The sequence below is a fragment of the Accumulibacter sp. genome, from assembly GCF_023806635.1.
GTDB lineage: Bacteria > Pseudomonadota > Gammaproteobacteria > Burkholderiales > Rhodocyclaceae > Accumulibacter.
Genome location: NZ_JAMTDQ010000061.1, coordinates 1 through 17,545, shown reverse-complemented (window position 1 = coordinate 17,545; position 17,545 = coordinate 1). Strand labels below are relative to the sequence as shown.

Below are 17,545 nucleotides of genomic sequence, written 5' to 3'. Positions count from 1 at the left end.
CAACACGCATCTTCTTTCATCATCCGGGGCGGCCGCAACTGCAATGACCGTTAGCTTATCCGACTGTCCGAAAAACCGGAACCGCCGCATGAACTGCTGGTTCAGCTTGTCGCGGAAGAGCGGCGCGACGAGGAAGCTGATCAGGGCGATGGCAGCGAGCAGACCGACGGCGATCAGCGAGAGCTGCCAACTGTAGGCGAACATCACGGCGAGGAAGACGAGCAGGAACGGCAGGTCGAGGATCAGCGTGACGGCGGCGCCGGAGACGAACTCGCGGATCGTTTCGACGCCCTGCAGGCGGGCGACGAGGGTGCCGGTCGGGCGCTGCTCGAAATACGGCAGCGGCAGCCGCAGCAGGTGCTTGAAGACCTGGCTGCCGAGGACGGCGTCGATGCGGTTGCCGGTGTGCAGCACGAGATACTGGCGCAGCCAGGTCATGCCGCTGGTGAAGAGCACGCACAGGACGAGGGCGACGCCGAGGACGATGAGGGTGCTGTGCGTCTGGTGGACGATCACCTTGTCGATGATCACCTGCGTGAACAACGGCGTCGCCAGGCCGACGAGCTGGATGGCGAGGCTGGCGACGAGGACGTCGCGCCAGATGCTGCGGTGCTTGAGGAGTTCGGGGACGAACCAGTGGAAACCGAATCGCTTCTTCTCGGCGGTGAAGCCGGCGATCTCGTCCCCAGCCGTGGCGCCGGGCGCCTTCGCGACGAGGATCAGTTCGGCTTGCAGCCGTTCTCCGGCTGCGGCAATGGGCAGGGTTTCCGGGCTCTGGCTGCCGGCGCGGAAGTAGAGGAGTTCCCCGTGGTCGGCCTTGAGGACGAGGATGGGGGTGTGGGAGGCGACGGAATCCGTGGTGGACGGCGCCGCTGGCGCGGTGGAGGTGGTCGCCGGGTCTGCCGGAGTTCCGCGCGGATCGGCAGTGGTCTGCGGCAGCGAACGCAGGAACGCGACCGCCGGCAGCGGGAGCGTGTGCCAGTCGGCTTTGGGCAACGGCGCCGTGCCGGTCTTCAGACCCAGGGAGCGGGCGGCGGCATGGAAGGTGGCCAGCGTGTACGGTGGTGGAAACTCCTGCGCGACGAGCGTGGCGTCGAAGGGCAGGCGGTGGAAACCGCTGAGGCTACCCAGAAGCCAGAGCACTTCGGCGTGCTCCAGCCCCTCCCTTGGTGACATCTCGTTCTTTCTTGTCTTTCGATGTCGGGAATCCCGGATGGGCTCCCCGCATCGGCAATCGGCCAGTACGGATCCTGGCTGGCTACTCCGACATCGCCGAGGATGCCGGTGATTCAACCACGGTTCAACGGCGGCACGGCCTCGCCGGCGATCAGGTGCGACAGCCAGATCCCTGGCGCCTGGCCGGCCGACAGCACCTTGAGCCCGCGCACGGCCGGAATCGGCGCGCTCCACCTCGCGCGCGATCAGGTCGTGGGCGACGTGGTTGAGTCCGGCGCCGCCGTACCCGGGCGGGATGGTCGGCCCGAGCAGGCGAGTGCGCCCATTTCGCGGAAAATTGCCGGGTCGCTCCGCTCGTCGCGAAAGTCCTCGGTGACGCGCGGCATCAGCCGATCCTGGCAGTAGTTGCGCGCTGCGTCGCGCAGCATGCGTTCGTCCTCGCCCAGTTGGGCGTCGAGCAGCACCAGTTGTGCGTCGAGCAGCAGCGGGTCGTCCCAACGGAATCGTGCCCTGGTCATCAGCGGTCTCCCGTGGTCGATCGACGGCGATTGTCGGGCCGGCACAGCCGGGTCTGGCCGTTGCTGGACAGGATCACGTCGACTCCTGGCCACCCGCGCCGCAGGCGGCGCGGCGCAGGCGGTCGGCGATCGCTGCCCACGCGGCGTTCGACGGCACTTCCTCGACGAGGATCTGGTCGGCACCCGCCTCGTCGAGCTCGCGCAGCGCGGCGTAGAGTTCGCGCGCGTAGCGCGACGGGTCGGCCGGCAACCGCCGAACGAGCAGCGCCGCCGCGGGCGTTGCCAATGTCGGGCTGTGGCAGAGCAGCGCGCAGCGCCAGCCGACCGTCGCGCCTTCGGCGACGCGGGCGATCTCGGTCGCAGGCAGCAGCCGCAGTGGCGTCAGCGGTGCGTAGTGCGCCGCCAGAGCTCCCGGCACGCGCGGCAGCGCCGCTGCGCTGGCGGCCGGCGGCTGGCCGGCGACCTCGGGCAGGCGGCCGAGCACACTGGCGATCCGTTCCGGAGTGATCGCTCCAGGGCGCAACAGGCGCGGCGCCGCGCCGGATCCGCGGCTGAGGTCGAGGATCGTCGACTCGATGCCGATTCCACAGCGGCCGCCGTCGAGGACCAGCCGCGCCGAGTCGCCGAGTTCGGCGCGCACGTGCGCCGCCTCGGTCGGGCTGATGCGCCCGAAGCGGTTGGCCGACGGCGCGGCGATGCCGCAGAGGCCGCCAAGGCCGCCGCCGGCTTCGGCAAAGGCGCGCAGCAGAGCCAGCGCCAGCGGGTGTGCGGGCACCCGCAGGCCGATCGTCTCCTGGCCGCCGGTGACGACGCTCGGCACGCCGCGGGCGCGCTTGAGGATCAGCGTCAGCGGACCGGGCCAGAAGGCTTCGGTCAGTTCCCACGCCTGTCGCGGAATGTCGCTTGCCCAGTTGTCGAGGTAGCCGTCGGCCGGCAGATGGACGATCAGCGGGTGATCGGCGGGGCGCCCCTTGGCGGCGAAGATGCGGCGGACGGCAGCCGGGTTGGCGGCGTCGGCGCCGAGGCCGTAGACCGTTTCGGTCGGGAAGGCGACCAGCTCGCCGGCCTGCAGCAGGACGACGGCGTGGTCGATGGCGGCGCCTTCAGGGAGCATCGCTGATGCCGATCGCCGCGCGCACCGCGAGGGCGATGTCGCGGGCGTTCTCCACGTCGCCGGCGAGGACCGTGAAGTGGCCCATCTTGCGGCCGGGGCGGGCGTGATGCTTGCCGTAGAGATGCAGCCTGAGGCCCGGGCAGGCGTACAGCGGCGACCAGTCCGGCTCGCGGTAGTGCTGCCCGGCGACGCCGTTCTCGTACCAGAGGTCGCCGAGCAGGTTGACCATCGCCGCAGCCGAATGCGCGCGCGGGTCGCCGAGCGGCAGGCCGCAGAGCGCGCGCACCTGTTGCTCGAACTGGCTGGCGATGCAGGCGTCGAGGGTGTAGTGACCGCTGTTGTGGGGCCGTGGCGCCATCTCGTTGATCAGCAGTTCGCCGCCGACGACGAAGAACTCGACCGCCAGCGTGCCGACGTAAGCCAGGTGCTCGGCGATCGTCGCTGCCAGCGCGGCGGCGCGCGCGTGCAGCGCGGCGGCGGCGCGTGCCGGCACGAGCGAGACGTCGAGGATGCCGTGGCGATGACTGTTCTCGGCGACCGGGAAGCTGCGCACCGCTCCAGCCTGGTCGCGCGCCAGCACCACGGAAACCTCGGAGTCGAGCAGCAGCTTCTCCTCCAGCACACAGCTCTCGCCCTTGAAGTGCTGGAAGGCAGCGATCGCCTGCTGGCGGTCGGCGACGACTGCCTGCCCCTTGCCGTCGTAGCCGAAGCGGGCGACCTTGAGGATCCCCGGGAACAGCCCGTCATCCACCTGCCACAGTTGCTGCTCGCTGAGCACGGTGGCGCAGCGCGCGTGTGGCAGGCCGTTTTCGCGCAGGAAGTCCTTCTCGGCGATGCGGTTCTGGCAGACGCTGACTGCCGCCGCCGACGGGTGGACGACGACGAACTTGGCGAGGTAGTCGAGCGTGCCCGCGGGGACGTTCTCGAACTCGGTGCTGACGGCAGCACAGGCCTGCGCCAGCTCGTCGAGCGCGGCATGGTCGTCGTAGGCGGCACGCAGGTGGCGGTCGGCGAGCAGCGCTGCCGGGCTGTGCGGATCGGGGTCGAGAACCCAGACGCGGTAGCCCATCTCGTGCGCCGCGGTGACGAAGAAGCGACCGAGCTGGCCGCCACCGAGCATGCCGAGCGTTGCGGGCGGAAGGATCATCGTCGGGGAAACGGTGCGCGGCAGCGGCTCACACCTCGGGCAGTTTCATCGCCATGACCTTGTCCGCCTGGGCGCGGCGAAAATCGGCGAGGCGTTGCGCCAGCATCGCGTCGCCGCTGGCCAGCATGGCGACGGCGAAGAGCGCGGCGTTGGCCGCACCGGCCTCGCCGATGGCGAAGGTGGCGACCGGGATACCTCTTGGCATCTGCACGATCGAGAGCAGCGAGTCCTGCCCGGACAGGGCCTTCGACTGTACCGGCACACCGAGTACGGGAAGCGTCGTCTTCGCCGCCAGCATGCCGGGCAGGTGGGCGGCGCCGCCGGCGCCGGCGATGATCGCCCGCAGGCCGCGCGCTGCCGCCGCGGCGGCGTACTCGAAGAGCAGGTCGGGGGTGCGGTGCGCCGAGACGACACGCGCCTCGAAAGGAACGGCGAATTCCTTGAGCAGCACGGCGGCCGCCTGCATCGTCGGCCAGTCGGAATCGGAGCCCATGACGACGCCGACGAGGGGCTCGCGGTCGGGCATCAGCGGAGCTCCCGCTCGGCGGCCTCGAGGGTGTTGGCGAGCAGCATGGTGATCGTCATCGGGCCGACGCCGCCGGGCACCGGGGTGATCGCCGAGGCGACCTCGCTGACGGCGGCGTAATCGACGTCGCCGCACAGCTTGCCATCCGGCAGGCGGTTGATGCCGACATCGACCACCACCGCACCCGGCTTGACCATGTCGGCGGTGACGAAGCGGGCCTTGCCGAGCGCGGCGACGAGGATGTCGGCGCGGCGCGTGTGGAAAGCGAGGTCGCGCGTCTGCGAATGACAGACGGTGACGGTCGCGCTGGCCTGCAGCAGGAGCATCGCCATCGGCTTGCCGACGATGTTCGAGCGCCCGAGAACCACCGCCTCCTTGCCGCGCGGGTCGACGCCGGCATCGGCGAGGAACTTCATGACGCCGTAGGGCGTGCACGGGATGAAGCGCGGGTGACCCTGCATCAGCGCGCCGACGTTCTCGGCGTGGAAGCCATCGACGTCCTTGGCGGGGGCGATAGCCTTCAGCACGGCGTCGCTGTCGAAATGCTTCGGCAGCGGCAACTGCACCAGGATGCCGTGGATCGCCGGGTCGGCGTTGAGTTCTGCGAGCCGAGCGAAGACCAACTGCGGGTCGACGTCCGCCGGGTAGCCGATGCGGACCGAGTGGAAGCCGGCTTGGGCGCAGGCGTTGACCTTGTTGCGCACGTAGACCTGCGACGCGGGGTCTTCACCGACGAGGATCACCGCCAGTCCGGGGCGGGTGCCGCGCGCCGCCAGCGCTTCGGCACGGGTCTTGAAATCGGCGCGCAGCCTTTGCGCCAGCGCGTTGCCGTCGAGGATTCTTGCGGTCACGTGGATTCTTCCGTTGAGGCCGGGAAAGGGGGAAGGGGGCAGGGGGAGCGATGCGGAAAGGCTGCGATTCTAACGCAGATCAGTCGGCATCAGGCTCGGCGCGCAGCGCTTCGGCGGCGGCCGCGCGGCCGGCGGCGAAGGCGCGCCGGTTCAGGTCGACGATCTCCGGCTTCTTCTGCGCGAAGCGCTGCAGGACGCAACGCTCGAGCACTTCGGCGGGGAAGGGCAGGTGATCGGCGATGGCGCCGAGCATGACGGTATTGCCGAGCCGGATCTCACCGAGTTCGAGGGCGATCGCCGAGGCGTCGAAGGACACCACATGCGTGCCGGCGGCGCGCACTTCGGCCACCGGGTCGTCCGGGTAGTCGTGGAGGCCGAGTTCGACGATCGGCGGCACGAGACGGCCGGTGTTCATCAGCACCAGGCCGTCGGGCCGCAGCATGTGCCGCCAGCGCATCGCCTCGGCAGCTTCGAAGCCGAGCAGAACGTCTGCCGTACCGGGACTGATCTGCGGCGACAGTACCTTCTGGCCGAAGCGCAGGTGCGAGGAGACGACGCCGCCACGCTGCGCCATGCCGGCGACCTCGGTCTTCTTGGCGTCATGGCCGAGGGCGATCGCCGCCTCGGCGAGGATCTCGGTGGCGGTCATGACGCCCTGGCCGCCGGTGCCGACGACGAGGATGTTGGTGGTGTCGTACTTGCATCTGCTGGTCATCGGATTCGGAACCTCTCGGCATGGGCGGGCAGGCGGCGGCTGGGGCGGCAACGCTGGCCGCCGCCGTCGCCGCCGGCGCTAGGCGTTGTGGACGGGCGCGGGATTCTTGCGGACGACCTTGATCGGCATCGCCAGCGTGTCGACGTGGACGATCGCGTCGGGTGCGCAGGGCTTCAGGCAGAGACCGCAGCCGGTGCAGGCGGCGCTCTCGATGCGCACGAACGCGAGGTCGACCTCACGGCCGCTGGCTTTCGTCACGCGGTCGCGGCGCGTGACGTGGATCGCCGGACAGCCGACGTCGATGCAGTTGCCGCAGCCGGTGCAGCGCTCGTCGATCACCATGTAGGGCTTCAGCGCATGGTAGTCCTTGATCAGGACGCAGGGCTGGCTGGTGATGATCACCGACGGTTCGGGGATCTTGGTCTCCTCGCGCAGGGTCTTCAGCAGGACCGGCAGTTCATAGGCGTTGACCAGGTGGACACGCTCGTCGCGCACGCCGAGCGCCTTGACGAGGCGGACGAAATCGACCCGTGGCGCCTCGTTGCCATGGATGTCGCGACCGCTGCCGGGGTTGTCCTGGCCGCCGGTCATGCCGACGGCGCGATTGTCGAGCAGCAGGACGGTGACGTTGCCCTGGTTGTAGACGATGTCGAGCAGGCCCTGCATGCCCATGTGCAGGAAAGTCGAGTCGCCGATGACGGCGATGATCTTGCGCTCCTTCTCGTTGTCGCCGCGTCCCTTGTCGAGACCGAGCGCCATGCCCATCGAGGCGCCCATCGAGATGCAGGCGTCGAGGGCATTCCAGGGCTCCCCGAAGCCGAGCGTGTAGCAGCCGATGTCGCCCGAGATGGTGACGTTGCGCAACTGCGACAGCGTGTAGTAGACCCCGAGGTGCGGGCAGGCGACGCACATCGTCGGCGGTCGCGGGAAGACCTTCATCGGCGCGACCGTGCTGTCCGCCGGCGCCGGTTCGCCGAGCAGGCCGGCGATCGCCGGTCGCAGCACCTGCGGCGACAACTCGCCCGACAGCGGCAGGATCCGCTTGCCGGTGACGTCGATTCCCTGCGCCTGCAGTTCGGTCTCGATCAGCGGCTCGACTTCCTCGACGACGACCACGCGATCGCATTCGGCGGCGAAACGGCGCAGGCTGTCGAAAGGCAGCGGGAAGGAGAGGCCGAGCTTGAACACCGGCGCATCGGGGAAGCTCTCGCGCACGTGCATGTAGGCCGGGCCGGAGGTGACGAAGCCGATCCGCCGGTCGCTGCCCGGCTCGGCGAAGTTCAGCGGCGACACCTCGGCCTCGGCGCGCAGCCGGCGCTCGCGCTCGAACATCAGCGGCAGCCGGCGGCCGGCGGCGCTCGGCACCATCACCCAGCGACCGACGTCCTTGCGGAAGCCGGCGGCGCTGTGGGCGCTGCGCTCGCCGGTCGTGACGACGCTCTTGACGTGGCAGATGCGGGTCGTCAGGCGCAGGATCACCGGTACCTCGAAACGCTCGGAGAGCTCGAAGGCGGCGAGCGTCAGGTCGTGCGCCTCCTGCGAGTCGGCTGGTTCGAGCACCGGCACATGCGCGAAGCGGCCCCAGTAGCGCGAGTCCTGCTCGTTCTGCGACGACGAGAGGCCGACGTCGTCGGCGACGGCGATCACCAGGCCGCCGCTGACGCCGGTCAGCGTCATCGTCATCAGCGCGTCGGAAGCGACGTTGAGGCCGACATGCTTCATCGCGCAGAAGCTGCGCGATCCCGCCATGGCGGCACCGAAAGCGACCTCGAGCGAGACCTTCTCATTCACCGACCACTCGGTGTACAGGTCCGGATAGCCGGCCAGGCACTCGAGGATCTCGGTCGATGGCGTTCCGGGGTAAGCCGCCGCGACGCGCGTCCCGGCTTCCCAGACGGCGCGCGCGACCGCCTCGTTGCCCGACATCAGGAGCCTGCTGCCGGCTGCCGCCGGCGGCGTCGACATCACTGCGTGTGCGCTCATTGCCTCTCCTGTTGAAAAGGGTTTCCTGCGACAAAAGCAGAACCTTAGCCGCCGCCGGCGGCGGCGCGGTTGACGCAGGTCAACTTCTGCCGGTCCGTGTGGTCAACGGAAGTGTGGCGCAGCAGCACCGACGTTGCATCGCAGCGTGCGGCATTGCACGATGCAAAAGGACGTTTTACAATCCGGTATGACCTGATTGTTGCGCTGCGGTACCACGCGACAACGCGAGGGTTTACAGTTGCCGCTGGCGTCGTTTCCGGCGTGCAGGCAAGCATCATTCATTCCACGATTCCGTAGACCAGGAGACACATTCATGTCAGCTCTGCCCGACAACGCGCCGTCGGTCGCCGCCGGCGACGCCGACCCGCAGGAGACCCAGGAGTGGCAAGACGCGCTGCAGGGCGTCATCGAACAGGAAGGGCCCGAGCGCGCCCACTTCCTCATCCAGGGGCTGATCGCCCAGGCGCGCCAGGAAGGCATCGACATCCCCTACAGCGCGACCACCGAATACGTGAACACGATTCCCGTCGACCAGCAGCCGAAGTACCCGGGCAATGCCGACATGGAGATCCGCATCCACAACTACATCCGCTGGAACTCGATGGCGATGGTGGTGCGCGCCAACCGGCACAGCAACGTCGGTGGCCACATCGCCTCGTTCGCCTCGGCGGCGGCGCTGTACGACGTCGGCTTCTCGTGGTTCTGGCACGCGCCCTCGGAAACGCATGGCGGCGACCTGATCTTCTTCCAGGGCCATTCGGTTCCCGGCGTCTATGCGCGCGCGCACCTGCTCGGACGGCTGACCGACGAGCAGATGGACTGCTTCCGGCAGGAAGTCGATGGCAAGGGCGTCTCGTCCTATCCGCACCCGTGGCTGATGCCGGGCTTCTGGCAGTTCCCGACGGTATCGATGGGCCTCGGCCCGATCCAGGCGATCTATCAGGCGCGCTTCATGAAGTATCTCGACAGCCGCGGCTTCATCGAGGCCGGCGACCGCAAGGTGTGGGCCTTCCTCGGCGACGGCGAGACCGACGAGGTCGAATCGCTCGGCGCCATCGGCATGGCGGCGCGCGAGCGGCTCGACAACCTGATCTTCGTCATCAACTGCAACCTGCAGCGGCTCGACGGGCCGGTGCGCGGCAACGGCAAGATCATCCAGGAACTCGAAGGCACCTTCCGCGGTGCCGGCTGGAACGTCATCAAGCTGATCTGGGGAACCAACTGGGACGCGCTCTTCCTGCGCGACAAGAAGGGCGTCCTGAAGCAGCGCATGATGGAGATCGTCGACGGCGAGTACCAGACCTTCAAGGCGAAGGACGGTGCCTACGTCCGCGAGCACTTCTTCAACACGCCGGAGCTGAAGGAACTCGTCGCCGACTGGACCGACGACCAGGTCTGGGCGCTGAACCGCGGCGGCCACGACATCTTCAAGATCTACAGTGCCTACAAGGCGGCCGTCGAGCACAGGGGACAGCCGACGCTGGTCCTCGCCAAGACGATCAAGGGTTATGGCATGGGCCAGGCGGGCGAGGGCATGAACATCTCGCACCAGCAGAAGAAGCTCGATTTCGAAGCCATCAAGCGTTTCCGTGACCGCTTCAGCCTGCCGGTTGCCGACGAACAGCTCTACGAACTGCCGTATCTCAAGTTTGCCGAGGGCTCGGCCGAACTCAGCTACATGCGACAGCGCCGCATGGATCTCGGCGGTTACCTGCCAAAGCGCCGCGGCAGCGCGGCACCGCTCGAGATTCCGGATCTGGCGGCCTTCGAAGCGCTGCTCAAGGCATCCGGCGAGGGGCGCGAGGTGTCGACGACGATGGCCATCGTCCGCCTGCTCAACATCCTGCTGAAGGACAAGAAGGTTGGCCGGCACGTCGTCCCGATCGTCCCCGACGAGTCGCGCACCTTCGGCATGGAGGGCCTCTTCCGCCAGGTCGGCATCTGGAACCAGGAAGGGCAGAAATACGTTCCCGAAGACCACGACCAGCTGATGTTCTACAAGGAGTCGAAGGACGGCCAGGTGCTGCAGGAGGGAATCAACGAGGCCGGCGCGATGAGCGACTGGATCGCCGCCGCGACGTCTTACTCGGTGCATGGCGTGCAGATGATCCCCTTCTACATCTGCTACTCGATGTTCGGCCTGCAGCGCACGATGGATCTCTGCTGGGCGGCTGCCGACCAGCGCGCGCGCGGCTTCCTGATCGGCGGTACCGCCGGCCGCACGACACTCAATGGCGAAGGCCTGCAGCACGAGGACGGCCACTCGCTGGTGCTCTCCAGCCTGATTCCGAACTGCCTCAGCTACGATCCGACCTTCTCCTTCGAGATCGCCGTCATCATGCGGGAGGGCCTGCGGCGGATGTACCAGGAGCAGGAAGACATCTTCTACTACATCACGGTGATGAACGAGAACTACGAGCATCCCGAGATGCCCGCCGGTGCCGAGGCCGACATCCTCAAGGGCATGTACCTGCTGCGTCGTGGCCAGTCTTCGGACACCCGTCCCGTGACGCCGCGCGTGCAGCTTCTCGGCTCCGGAACGATCTTCCGCGAGGTCATCGCCGCCGCCGAGCTGCTGAAGAACGACTGGGGGATCGATGCCGACCTCTGGGGCTGCCCGAGCTTCACCGAGCTGGCGCGCGACGGACTCGACGTGCAGCGCTGGAACATGCTCAACCCGCTGGCGAAGCCGCGTGTCTCGCACGTCGAGCGCTGCCTCGGCGACACCCGCGGGCCGATCATCGCCGCCAGCGACTATGTGCGGATGTTCGCCGAGCAGATCCGTCCCTTCCTCAACCGCCGCTACGTGACGCTGGGTACCGACGGCTTCGGCCGCTCCGACACGCGCGAGAAGCTGCGCCATTTCTTCGAGGTCGATCGGCGCTGGGTCACCGTGGCGGCACTCAAGGCGCTGGCCGACGAGGGCGCGATCGAGCGCGAGAAGGTGGCGCATGCGATCGCCCGTTACGGCATCGACGTCAACAAACCCAACCCGACGACGGTCTGAGGGAGCGAGCGATGAGTCAACTGATCGAAGTAAGAGTCCCCGACATCGGCGATTACCACGACGTGCCGGTGATCGACCTCTGCGTCATCGTCGGCGACGTCGTCAAGGTCGATGATGCGCTGGTGACCCTGGAGTCGGACAAGGCGACGATGGATGTTCCGTCGCCGGCAGCGGGCGTCGTGCGCGAGATTCGCGTCGCGCTTGGCGAGAAGGTGTCCGAGGGGGCGGTGGTCGTCATGCTCGAGGCGGCCGAAGTCGCTGCCGCGACAGCCGCCGTTCCCGAGGCCCCGCCGGTTCCGGTTGCCCCGGCCGTTCCCGTTTCCCCGCCGGTTCCCGCCGCCCCGGCAGGCACGGCCGTCGCGGCTGCCGCGCCGACAGCAGCGGTTGCCGCTGCGGCCGTACCCGCCGCGCCGCCGCCTCCCGGCCTTGCCCTCGGCTCGCGCACGCACGCCAGTCCCTCGGTGCGCCTGCTGGCGCGCGAGCTGGGCGTGGACCTGAGCAAGGTCAAGGCGAGCGGTCCGAAGTCGCGCATCCTCAAGGAGGACGTCACCGCTTACGTCAAGGGCGTCCTGACAGCGCCGGCACCGGCAGCCGCGGCGGCGTCGCTCGGCGGCGGCCTCGACCTGTTGCCATGGCCGAAGGTCGATTTCGCGAAGTTCGGTCCGGTCGAAGTCAAGCCGTTGTCGCGCATCAAGAAGATCTCGGCGCAGAACCTGGCCCGCAACTGGGTGATGATCCCGGCGGTGACCTACCACGAGGATGCCGACATCACCGATCTCGAAGCCTTCCGCGTCGCCATCAACCGCGAGAACGAGAAGTCGGGACTGAAGATCACCATGCTCGCCTTCCTGATCAAGGCCTGCGCGGTGGCGCTGAAGAAGTTCCCCGAGTTCAACAGTTCGCTCGACGGGGACGACCTCGTCCTCAAGCAGTACTGCCACATCGCCTTCGCCGCCGACACGCCGAACGGCCTCGTCGTGCCGGTGATCCGCGACGCCGACCGCAAGTCCGTCGTCGAACTTGCCAGCGAAAGCGGCGAACTGGCGAAGAAGGCGCGCGACGGCAAGCTCACGCCGGGCGAGATGTCCGGCGCCTGCTTCACCATCTCGAGCCTCGGCGGCATCGGCGGGACCCTCTTCTCGCCGATCATCAACGCGCCCGAGGTGGCGATCCTCGGCGTCAACAAGTCGATCATGAAGCCGGTGTGGAACGGCCGCGAGTTCGTCCCACGGCTCATCCTGCCGCTGTCGCTGACCGCCGACCACCGCGTCATCGATGGCGCCGCGGCGACGCGCTTCAACGTCCATCTCGCCCAGCTGCTCGCCGACATGCGGCGCGTGCTGCTCTGACCGGGAGAGAGCGATGAGCCAGATCATTGAAGCGAAAGTACCCGACATCGGCGACTACCACGACGTGCCGGTCATCGACGTCTGCGTCGCCGTCGGCGATACGGTCCAGGTCGACGACGCGCTCGTCACCCTCGAGTCCGACAAGGCGACGATGGACGTGCCGAGCAGCGTCGCCGGCATCGTCCGCGAGATCCGGGTCGCCGTCGGCGATCGGGTGTCGGCCGGGTCGCTGGTGGCGCTGATCGAGTCCGGCGCGGCGGTGGCAGCGGCGGCACCGGCTGAGACGGCGTCGGTGGCGAGCGCCACTCCGGCGCCGCAGGCGGCAGCGCCGGTGAGCCGCCCGGCCGACCTCGAGTGCGAGATGCTGGTCCTGGGCGCCGGACCGGGTGGCTACTCGGCGGCCTTCCGCAGTGCCGACCTCGGCATGCAGACGGTCCTCGTCGAGCGCTACCCGACTCTCGGCGGCGTCTGTCTCAACGTCGGCTGCATCCCCTCGAAAGCGCTGCTGCATGTCGCCGCGGTCATGGAAGAGGCGCAGCACATGGGCGACTGCGGCGTCAGCTTCGGCGCGCCGAGCATCGACCTCGACCGGCTGCGCGCGCACAAGGACAAGGTCGTCGGCAAGCTGACCGGCGGTCTCGCCGGCATGGCGAAGGGGCGCAAGGTTGAGGTCGTACAGGGGGTGGGCCAGTTCGTCGACGCGAATCATCTCGAGGTCGCTCTGGCCGCAGGCGGCAGCAGGCTGATCCGTTTCCAGAAGGCGATCATCGCCGCCGGCTCGCAACCGATCGCGCTGCCCTTCATGCCCGACGACCCGCGTGTCGTCGACTCGACCGGCGCCCTCGAACTGCGGCAGATTCCGCAGCGCATGCTGGTCGTCGGCGGCGGCATCATCGGCCTCGAGATGGCGAGCGTCTACTCGGCGCTCGGCTCGCGCATCACCGTCGTCGAACTCGGCGGCGTGCTGATGCCCGGCGCGGACCGGGATCTGGTCAAGGTCTGGGAAAAGAAGAACGCCCACCGCTTCGACCGCATCCTGCTCAACACGGGCGTCGTCGCCGCGTCAGCGACCGCAGCAGGTATCGAGGTCAGTTACAGCAGCGGTGAGAAGGAATGCTTCGATCTCGTCCTCGTCGCCGTCGGTCGGGCGCCGAACGGCAATCGGCTCGCCGCCGAGAAGGCCGGAGTCGCCGTCACCGAGCGCGGCTTCATCCCGGTCGACGCGCAGCAGCGGACCAACGTGCCGCACATCTTCGCCATCGGCGACATCGTCGGTCAGCCGATGCTGGCGCACAAGGGGGTGCATGAGGGGCATGTCGCCGCCGAGGCCGCGCACGGCAGCAAGCGCTGCTTCGACGCGCTGCAGATTCCATCGGTCGCGTACACCGACCCGGAGATCGCCTGGGCCGGCAAGACCGAGGAGCAATGCCGCGTCGAGGGCATCACCTACGGCAAGAGCGTCTTTCCCTGGGCCGCTTCCGGGCGCGCGCTGGCGAACGGCCGCGAGGAGGGCTTCACGAAGCTGATCTTCGACGAGGCGACGCATCGCATCATCGGCGGCAGCATCGTCGGCACCGAGGCCGGCGACATGATCGGCGAAATCTGCCTGGCCATCGAGATGGGCTGCGACGCCGCCGACATCGCGCACACGATCCACCCGCATCCGACGCTGGGCGAATCGATCGGCATGGCGGCCGAGGTCCATGAGGGTGTGTGCACCGACCTGCCGGCGGTGAAGAAGAGGTAGGAACGCAGCCGGTTCCAGTGGAACGATCAGTCTGCCGCAGTGGGCTGCGGCGGACTGGTCCGTTGGTGTCCGGTTGTTGGCCGACATTCGGCATGCTGTTCTGACCGGGAAAGGATGATGAGCCGGGCGACCAGTCCGTGGTGGCTTGAGAGACATTGATCCAGATGTCACCGCCAGCCGGCCAGCAATCGTTCGGCTACAGCGACCACCCCCAGTAGGTCGCGATGGCGGGCTCGGCCGTGTGGGCGAGACGGATGCCGCCGGCGTCGGTCGCGCTTTCGCCGATTTCGACCAGGCTCAGTTTGGCGAGGTTTGCCCACGCCTGCATCGCCAGGCGTGTCGCAGCCTGGTTGGCCGGACTGAGGGCCGAGGCGGTGGCGGGTTCATTCTGCGGCGATCCGTACGCCGCAGGCGCCGCCCAGACGGCGTTCCCGCTGACGCCAGGGAAGCTGTAACCGACCGCCGCACCAACGCCAGCGCCGGCGTTCCCCATTTCATCCCGCCGAGCAGCGCATCGATCAGGCTGTCGCCTGAGTCGGCAACGGCGCTGGCGGGCATGGTGGACGTCGGGCTGGTCACTCGCTGAGTCTTGCTGCGGCTGGCCGCCGGCTGCCGCTACCCGGTCGTCGTGCCACGACGCCAGACGACCGAAGGGACGGTGCGCGCCCCCCGGCGGCGACCGTGGCCGGCAAAGAGCGTGGGGGGTACCAGCAAAGCTCGATGCCTCAGCCGACGACGTGGTAGCCGCCGTCGATGTGCATCGTCTCGCCGGTGATCAGCTTCGCGTAGTCGGATGCGAGGAAGGCGGTTGCCATGCCGACATCCTCGATGCTGACGAGCATGTGGCTCGGGGCGCGCTTCACGGCGATGTCCATCAGTTCGTCGAAGCGGTCGATGCCGCTGGCCGCGCGGGTGCGGATCGGTCCGGGCGAGATCGGGTGCACGCGAATCCCCTTCGGTCCCAGCTCGGCGGCGAGGTAGCGTGCCGATGCCTCGAGCGCCGCTTTCACCGGTCCCATCAGGTTGTAGCGGTCGACCACCTTCTCGGCACCGTAGTAACTCATCGTGAACAACGAGCCGCCGTTCTTCATCAGCGGTTCGGCGAGCTTCGCCATGCGGATGAACGAGTGGCACGAGACGTCCATCGCCATCAGGAAGCCGTCGCGCGAACAGTCGGTGACGCGGCCGTGCAGATCCTCGCGTGGCGCGAAGGCAATCGAGTGCAGGCCGATGTCGAGCTGACCCCAGGTCTTCTCGATAGCCGCAAAAACGGCCTCGAGCTGCCCGGGGATGCGGACGTCGCAGGGAAGGTAGAGGGCCGGGTCGACGCCGAGGTGGTCGGCGAGTGGCTGCGTGTACTGCCTGCTCTTCTCGTTGACGTAGGTCATCGCGACGCTCGCACCCAGCGCACGGAAGGCGAGCGCGCAGCCATAGGCGATCGACTGGTCGTTGGCGATGCCGATCACCAGAGCCTTCTTGCCCTCGAGCGCGCCGCCGGGGCCCTTCACCTTCTCGGCGAGGTCACGAAAGAACTCTTCCGTAGGGTTCAACTGGGTCATGGTCTGTTGTCCGTGGTGGATGATGGGGGTGGAATGTCGGCAGACGTGCGGCATTCCCGGAGCTGCCTGCCGGCCGCGCCGCTGGTGTCGCCGCGGTCGGAACTGACTTGTCAACAGCTCGGGACACCCTTTGTACTGTGCGAGCATTGTAGCGCAAGCGCCGGCGCTCCAGTCGCGGTCCAGTCGCGGTGTTGCATGGGGAAGGACCCGCGGGTAGAGTGTGCGCAGGGTATCCGTGCTGGGTTGGCGGCGGCGTTTGCACCGTTGCCGACGGTTTCCGCAACGAACTCGAGGAAGCATCGCCATGAACGGAAGAAGGGCCGTCGTACAGACTATGGCGTGCGCGCTGCTGTTGGCCGGTTGCGCCGGCATGAGCACGACCGAACAGCGCACCCTGAGCGGCGCGGCGATCGGCACCGGCGTTGGTGCTGCGGTGGGTGCGGTCACCGGTGACTGGGGTTGGGCTGCGGGTGGCGCGGCGATCGGCGCCGCCGGCGGCTACCTCTACGACCAGCAGAAGCAGAAGGAGCAACGCGCTTACGAACAGGGGTTGCAGGCGGGCAAATCGCAGGCACAGAAGAAGTAGGCGGCGGCGGTGCGCGTCGCCTCGGCCGCGGCAGTGTGCGGCGGCCAGCGCCCGCGGCTGTCGCGCGCCCCCTGCGCGGTCTGGTGGAGGAAGATGATATGGGGATTCTCGATTGGTTCAGGAACCGGACGGCGCAGTTTGACGCCGAACGGGTGTCCGACGAGACGGTTCGCTGGGCTGTCGACAGGGCGATCACACTCACCAACCCGCGCCTGAAGCTGCTGCCCGATCATCACAAACGCCTGGCGCCGGCGGTCGAGACGATGATAGCCTTCCTGCGCACCCAGATCCCGGCACTGCCGGCGGCGCGACCGCTCTCGCAGTCGGCATGGTCGGCCGATCCCGTGTTGCGCGCGCTATTCGTCGCCCCGGCGGATGTTGCGCTGCTCCTCGGTCGTGCCGACAACTTGCATGCGCTGTTCGACAGCTCTCCCGAACTGGACGAGGCGTACCTCGTTCTCGGCATGGCTTTCGCCGAGCAGCGGGTATTTGGCATGGCGCTGCACGGCGACGTCGTGCAGCGCGACGTCGCGCAGACGAGCGTCAGCTTCAGCGACCACCGGACCCGCATCTGCGAGCGGGACGAAACGCTGCTGCGCCGTGCCATCGGCGTCCAGTTGTTCGAGTATCTGGTCGGTCACGCCCTGGCCGAGATCGGCGAGGAGCGCAGCGAGCGGCTGGAACTGCAGGGCAACCGCTCGCTGCTCCGCGCCCGTCTGCGTTTGCTGCAGCAACACGGACCCGGCCTCGCATCGATGTTCGGCGAGGGGCCGGCGGCACCGGCAGAGCAGGCGCGGCTGGAGTCGGAACTGCTGGCGAACGAGCGGCAACTGCAGGCACTCGGCGGCGGGGAGGCGATCCTGGAAAGCGAACTCGAGTGCCTGCAGAAGGTTCTGTCGCAACCGCAGGATTGCCTGGTGATCGAACCGAAACAGTTGTGGCTCAGCCCGATGAATGTCGTCGTCGGGGAGGGCAGCGGCGAGGCGGCTGTCGAAGTCGATTTCGCGGTTGCCACCCTGCTCGGAACGCCGCCGATGCGCCGCGCCTTCATCATCGCGCGGGTCGCGCGCGGCGATCTGCCGCCAGCGCAGCGGATCAATCTCGCCGATGCCGCGCGCTATCTTTGACGAGGCGCGCAGCTGATTGCCTGCAACGCCTGACCGTTCCGCCCGAGCGCTGTCAGCGCTGACCCGGTTGACGACTGGCGGCAGCCAGCACTTCTCATTTCAAATCCGCGCAAGGCGGTGGTTGGCTGAGGTTGGCGCAC

At 68.1% G+C, this 17,545-nt stretch carries 14 protein-coding genes and 1 pseudogene; 5 read left to right on the top strand and 10 right to left on the bottom strand.

Translation table 11 applies throughout. From position 1 onward, the window contains the following. The 8 genes and pseudogenes from NFW30_RS11495 to NFW30_RS11460 form a co-directional block, all read right to left on the bottom strand. The coding region (locus NFW30_RS11495) for an ABC transporter transmembrane domain-containing protein (RefSeq protein ID WP_295372103.1) at positions 1–1,176 on the bottom strand (1,176 nt) is incomplete at its 3' end. A 189-nt stretch (positions 1,177–1,365) separates the two neighbouring features. Then, positions 1,366–1,694, bottom strand: a pseudogene (locus NFW30_RS11490) (acyl-CoA dehydrogenase family protein); the annotation flags it as partial. Between the two features lie 73 nt (positions 1,695–1,767). Next, on the bottom strand, positions 1,768–2,808 hold the full coding sequence (locus NFW30_RS11485; protein WP_295355201.1) for an L-threonylcarbamoyladenylate synthase: 1,041 nt from the start codon (positions 2,806–2,808) through the stop codon (positions 1,768–1,770). Beyond that, positions 2,798–3,955 (bottom strand): 5-(carboxyamino)imidazole ribonucleotide synthase, encoded by a 1,158-nt coding sequence (locus NFW30_RS11480; RefSeq protein WP_295355203.1) that lies wholly within the window; start codon positions 3,953–3,955, stop codon positions 2,798–2,800. The genes NFW30_RS11485 and NFW30_RS11480 overlap by 11 nt, the downstream gene beginning before the upstream one ends. A gap of 28 nt (positions 3,956–3,983) precedes the next feature. Next, positions 3,984–4,481 (bottom strand): 5-(carboxyamino)imidazole ribonucleotide mutase, encoded by a 498-nt coding sequence (purE, locus tag NFW30_RS11475; RefSeq protein ID WP_295355205.1) that lies wholly within the window; start codon positions 4,479–4,481, stop codon positions 3,984–3,986. Further along, positions 4,481–5,332, bottom strand: coding sequence for a bifunctional methylenetetrahydrofolate dehydrogenase/methenyltetrahydrofolate cyclohydrolase FolD (folD, locus tag NFW30_RS11470; RefSeq protein ID WP_295355207.1), 852 nt, complete (start codon positions 5,330–5,332; stop codon positions 4,481–4,483). Before folD ends, purE begins: the two co-directional genes overlap by 1 nt. Before the next feature lie 79 nt (positions 5,333–5,411). Then, positions 5,412–6,047 carry an indolepyruvate oxidoreductase subunit beta gene (locus NFW30_RS11465; protein ID WP_295355209.1) on the bottom strand — a complete coding sequence of 212 codons (636 nt, stop codon included), beginning with the start codon at positions 6,045–6,047 and terminating at the stop codon, positions 5,412–5,414. A 78-nt stretch (positions 6,048–6,125) separates the two neighbouring features. After that, on the bottom strand, positions 6,126–8,030 hold the full coding sequence (locus NFW30_RS11460) for a thiamine pyrophosphate-dependent enzyme (RefSeq protein ID WP_295355211.1): 1,905 nt from the start codon (positions 8,028–8,030) through the stop codon (positions 6,126–6,128). Positions 8,031–8,343: 313 nt separating this feature from the next. On the opposite strand from NFW30_RS11460, the gene aceE reads away from it, so the two are divergent. The 3 genes from aceE to lpdA are packed head-to-tail and all read left to right on the top strand — an operon-like array spanning position 8,344 to position 14,133. Further along, complete coding sequence (aceE, locus tag NFW30_RS11455) at positions 8,344–11,037, top strand: pyruvate dehydrogenase (acetyl-transferring), homodimeric type (protein ID WP_295355213.1); 2,694 nt, start codon at positions 8,344–8,346, stop codon at positions 11,035–11,037. Between the two features lie 11 nt (positions 11,038–11,048). After that, positions 11,049–12,386, top strand: a complete 1,338-nt coding sequence (gene aceF, locus NFW30_RS11450) for a dihydrolipoyllysine-residue acetyltransferase (protein WP_295355215.1) — start codon at positions 11,049–11,051, stop codon at positions 12,384–12,386. A 13-nt stretch (positions 12,387–12,399) separates the two neighbouring features. Then, positions 12,400–14,133, top strand: coding sequence for a dihydrolipoyl dehydrogenase (gene lpdA, locus NFW30_RS11445; protein ID WP_295355217.1), 1,734 nt, complete (start codon positions 12,400–12,402; stop codon positions 14,131–14,133). A 196-nt stretch (positions 14,134–14,329) separates the two neighbouring features. On the opposite strand, the gene NFW30_RS11440 is transcribed toward lpdA, so the two are convergent. Next, the gene (locus tag NFW30_RS11440; RefSeq protein WP_295355219.1) at positions 14,330–14,626 is read right to left on the bottom strand and encodes a hypothetical protein; all 297 of its coding nucleotides are present in this window, start codon (positions 14,624–14,626) and stop codon (positions 14,330–14,332) included. A gap of 232 nt (positions 14,627–14,858) precedes the next feature. Then, positions 14,859–15,692, bottom strand: a complete 834-nt coding sequence (gene fabI / locus NFW30_RS11435) for an enoyl-ACP reductase FabI (RefSeq protein ID WP_295355221.1) — start codon at positions 15,690–15,692, stop codon at positions 14,859–14,861. A gap of 304 nt (positions 15,693–15,996) precedes the next feature. Between fabI and NFW30_RS11430 the strand changes: the two genes are divergently transcribed. Both NFW30_RS11430 and NFW30_RS11425 read left to right on the top strand, forming a co-directional pair. Continuing rightward, positions 15,997–16,278, top strand: a complete 282-nt coding sequence (locus tag NFW30_RS11430; protein WP_295355222.1) for a YMGG-like glycine zipper-containing protein — start codon at positions 15,997–15,999, stop codon at positions 16,276–16,278. A gap of 98 nt (positions 16,279–16,376) precedes the next feature. Then, positions 16,377–17,405: a hypothetical protein gene (locus tag NFW30_RS11425; RefSeq protein WP_295355224.1), complete on the top strand. Its 1,029-nt coding sequence runs from the start codon at positions 16,377–16,379 to the stop codon at positions 17,403–17,405. The last annotated feature ends 140 nt before the right edge of the window (positions 17,406–17,545 follow it).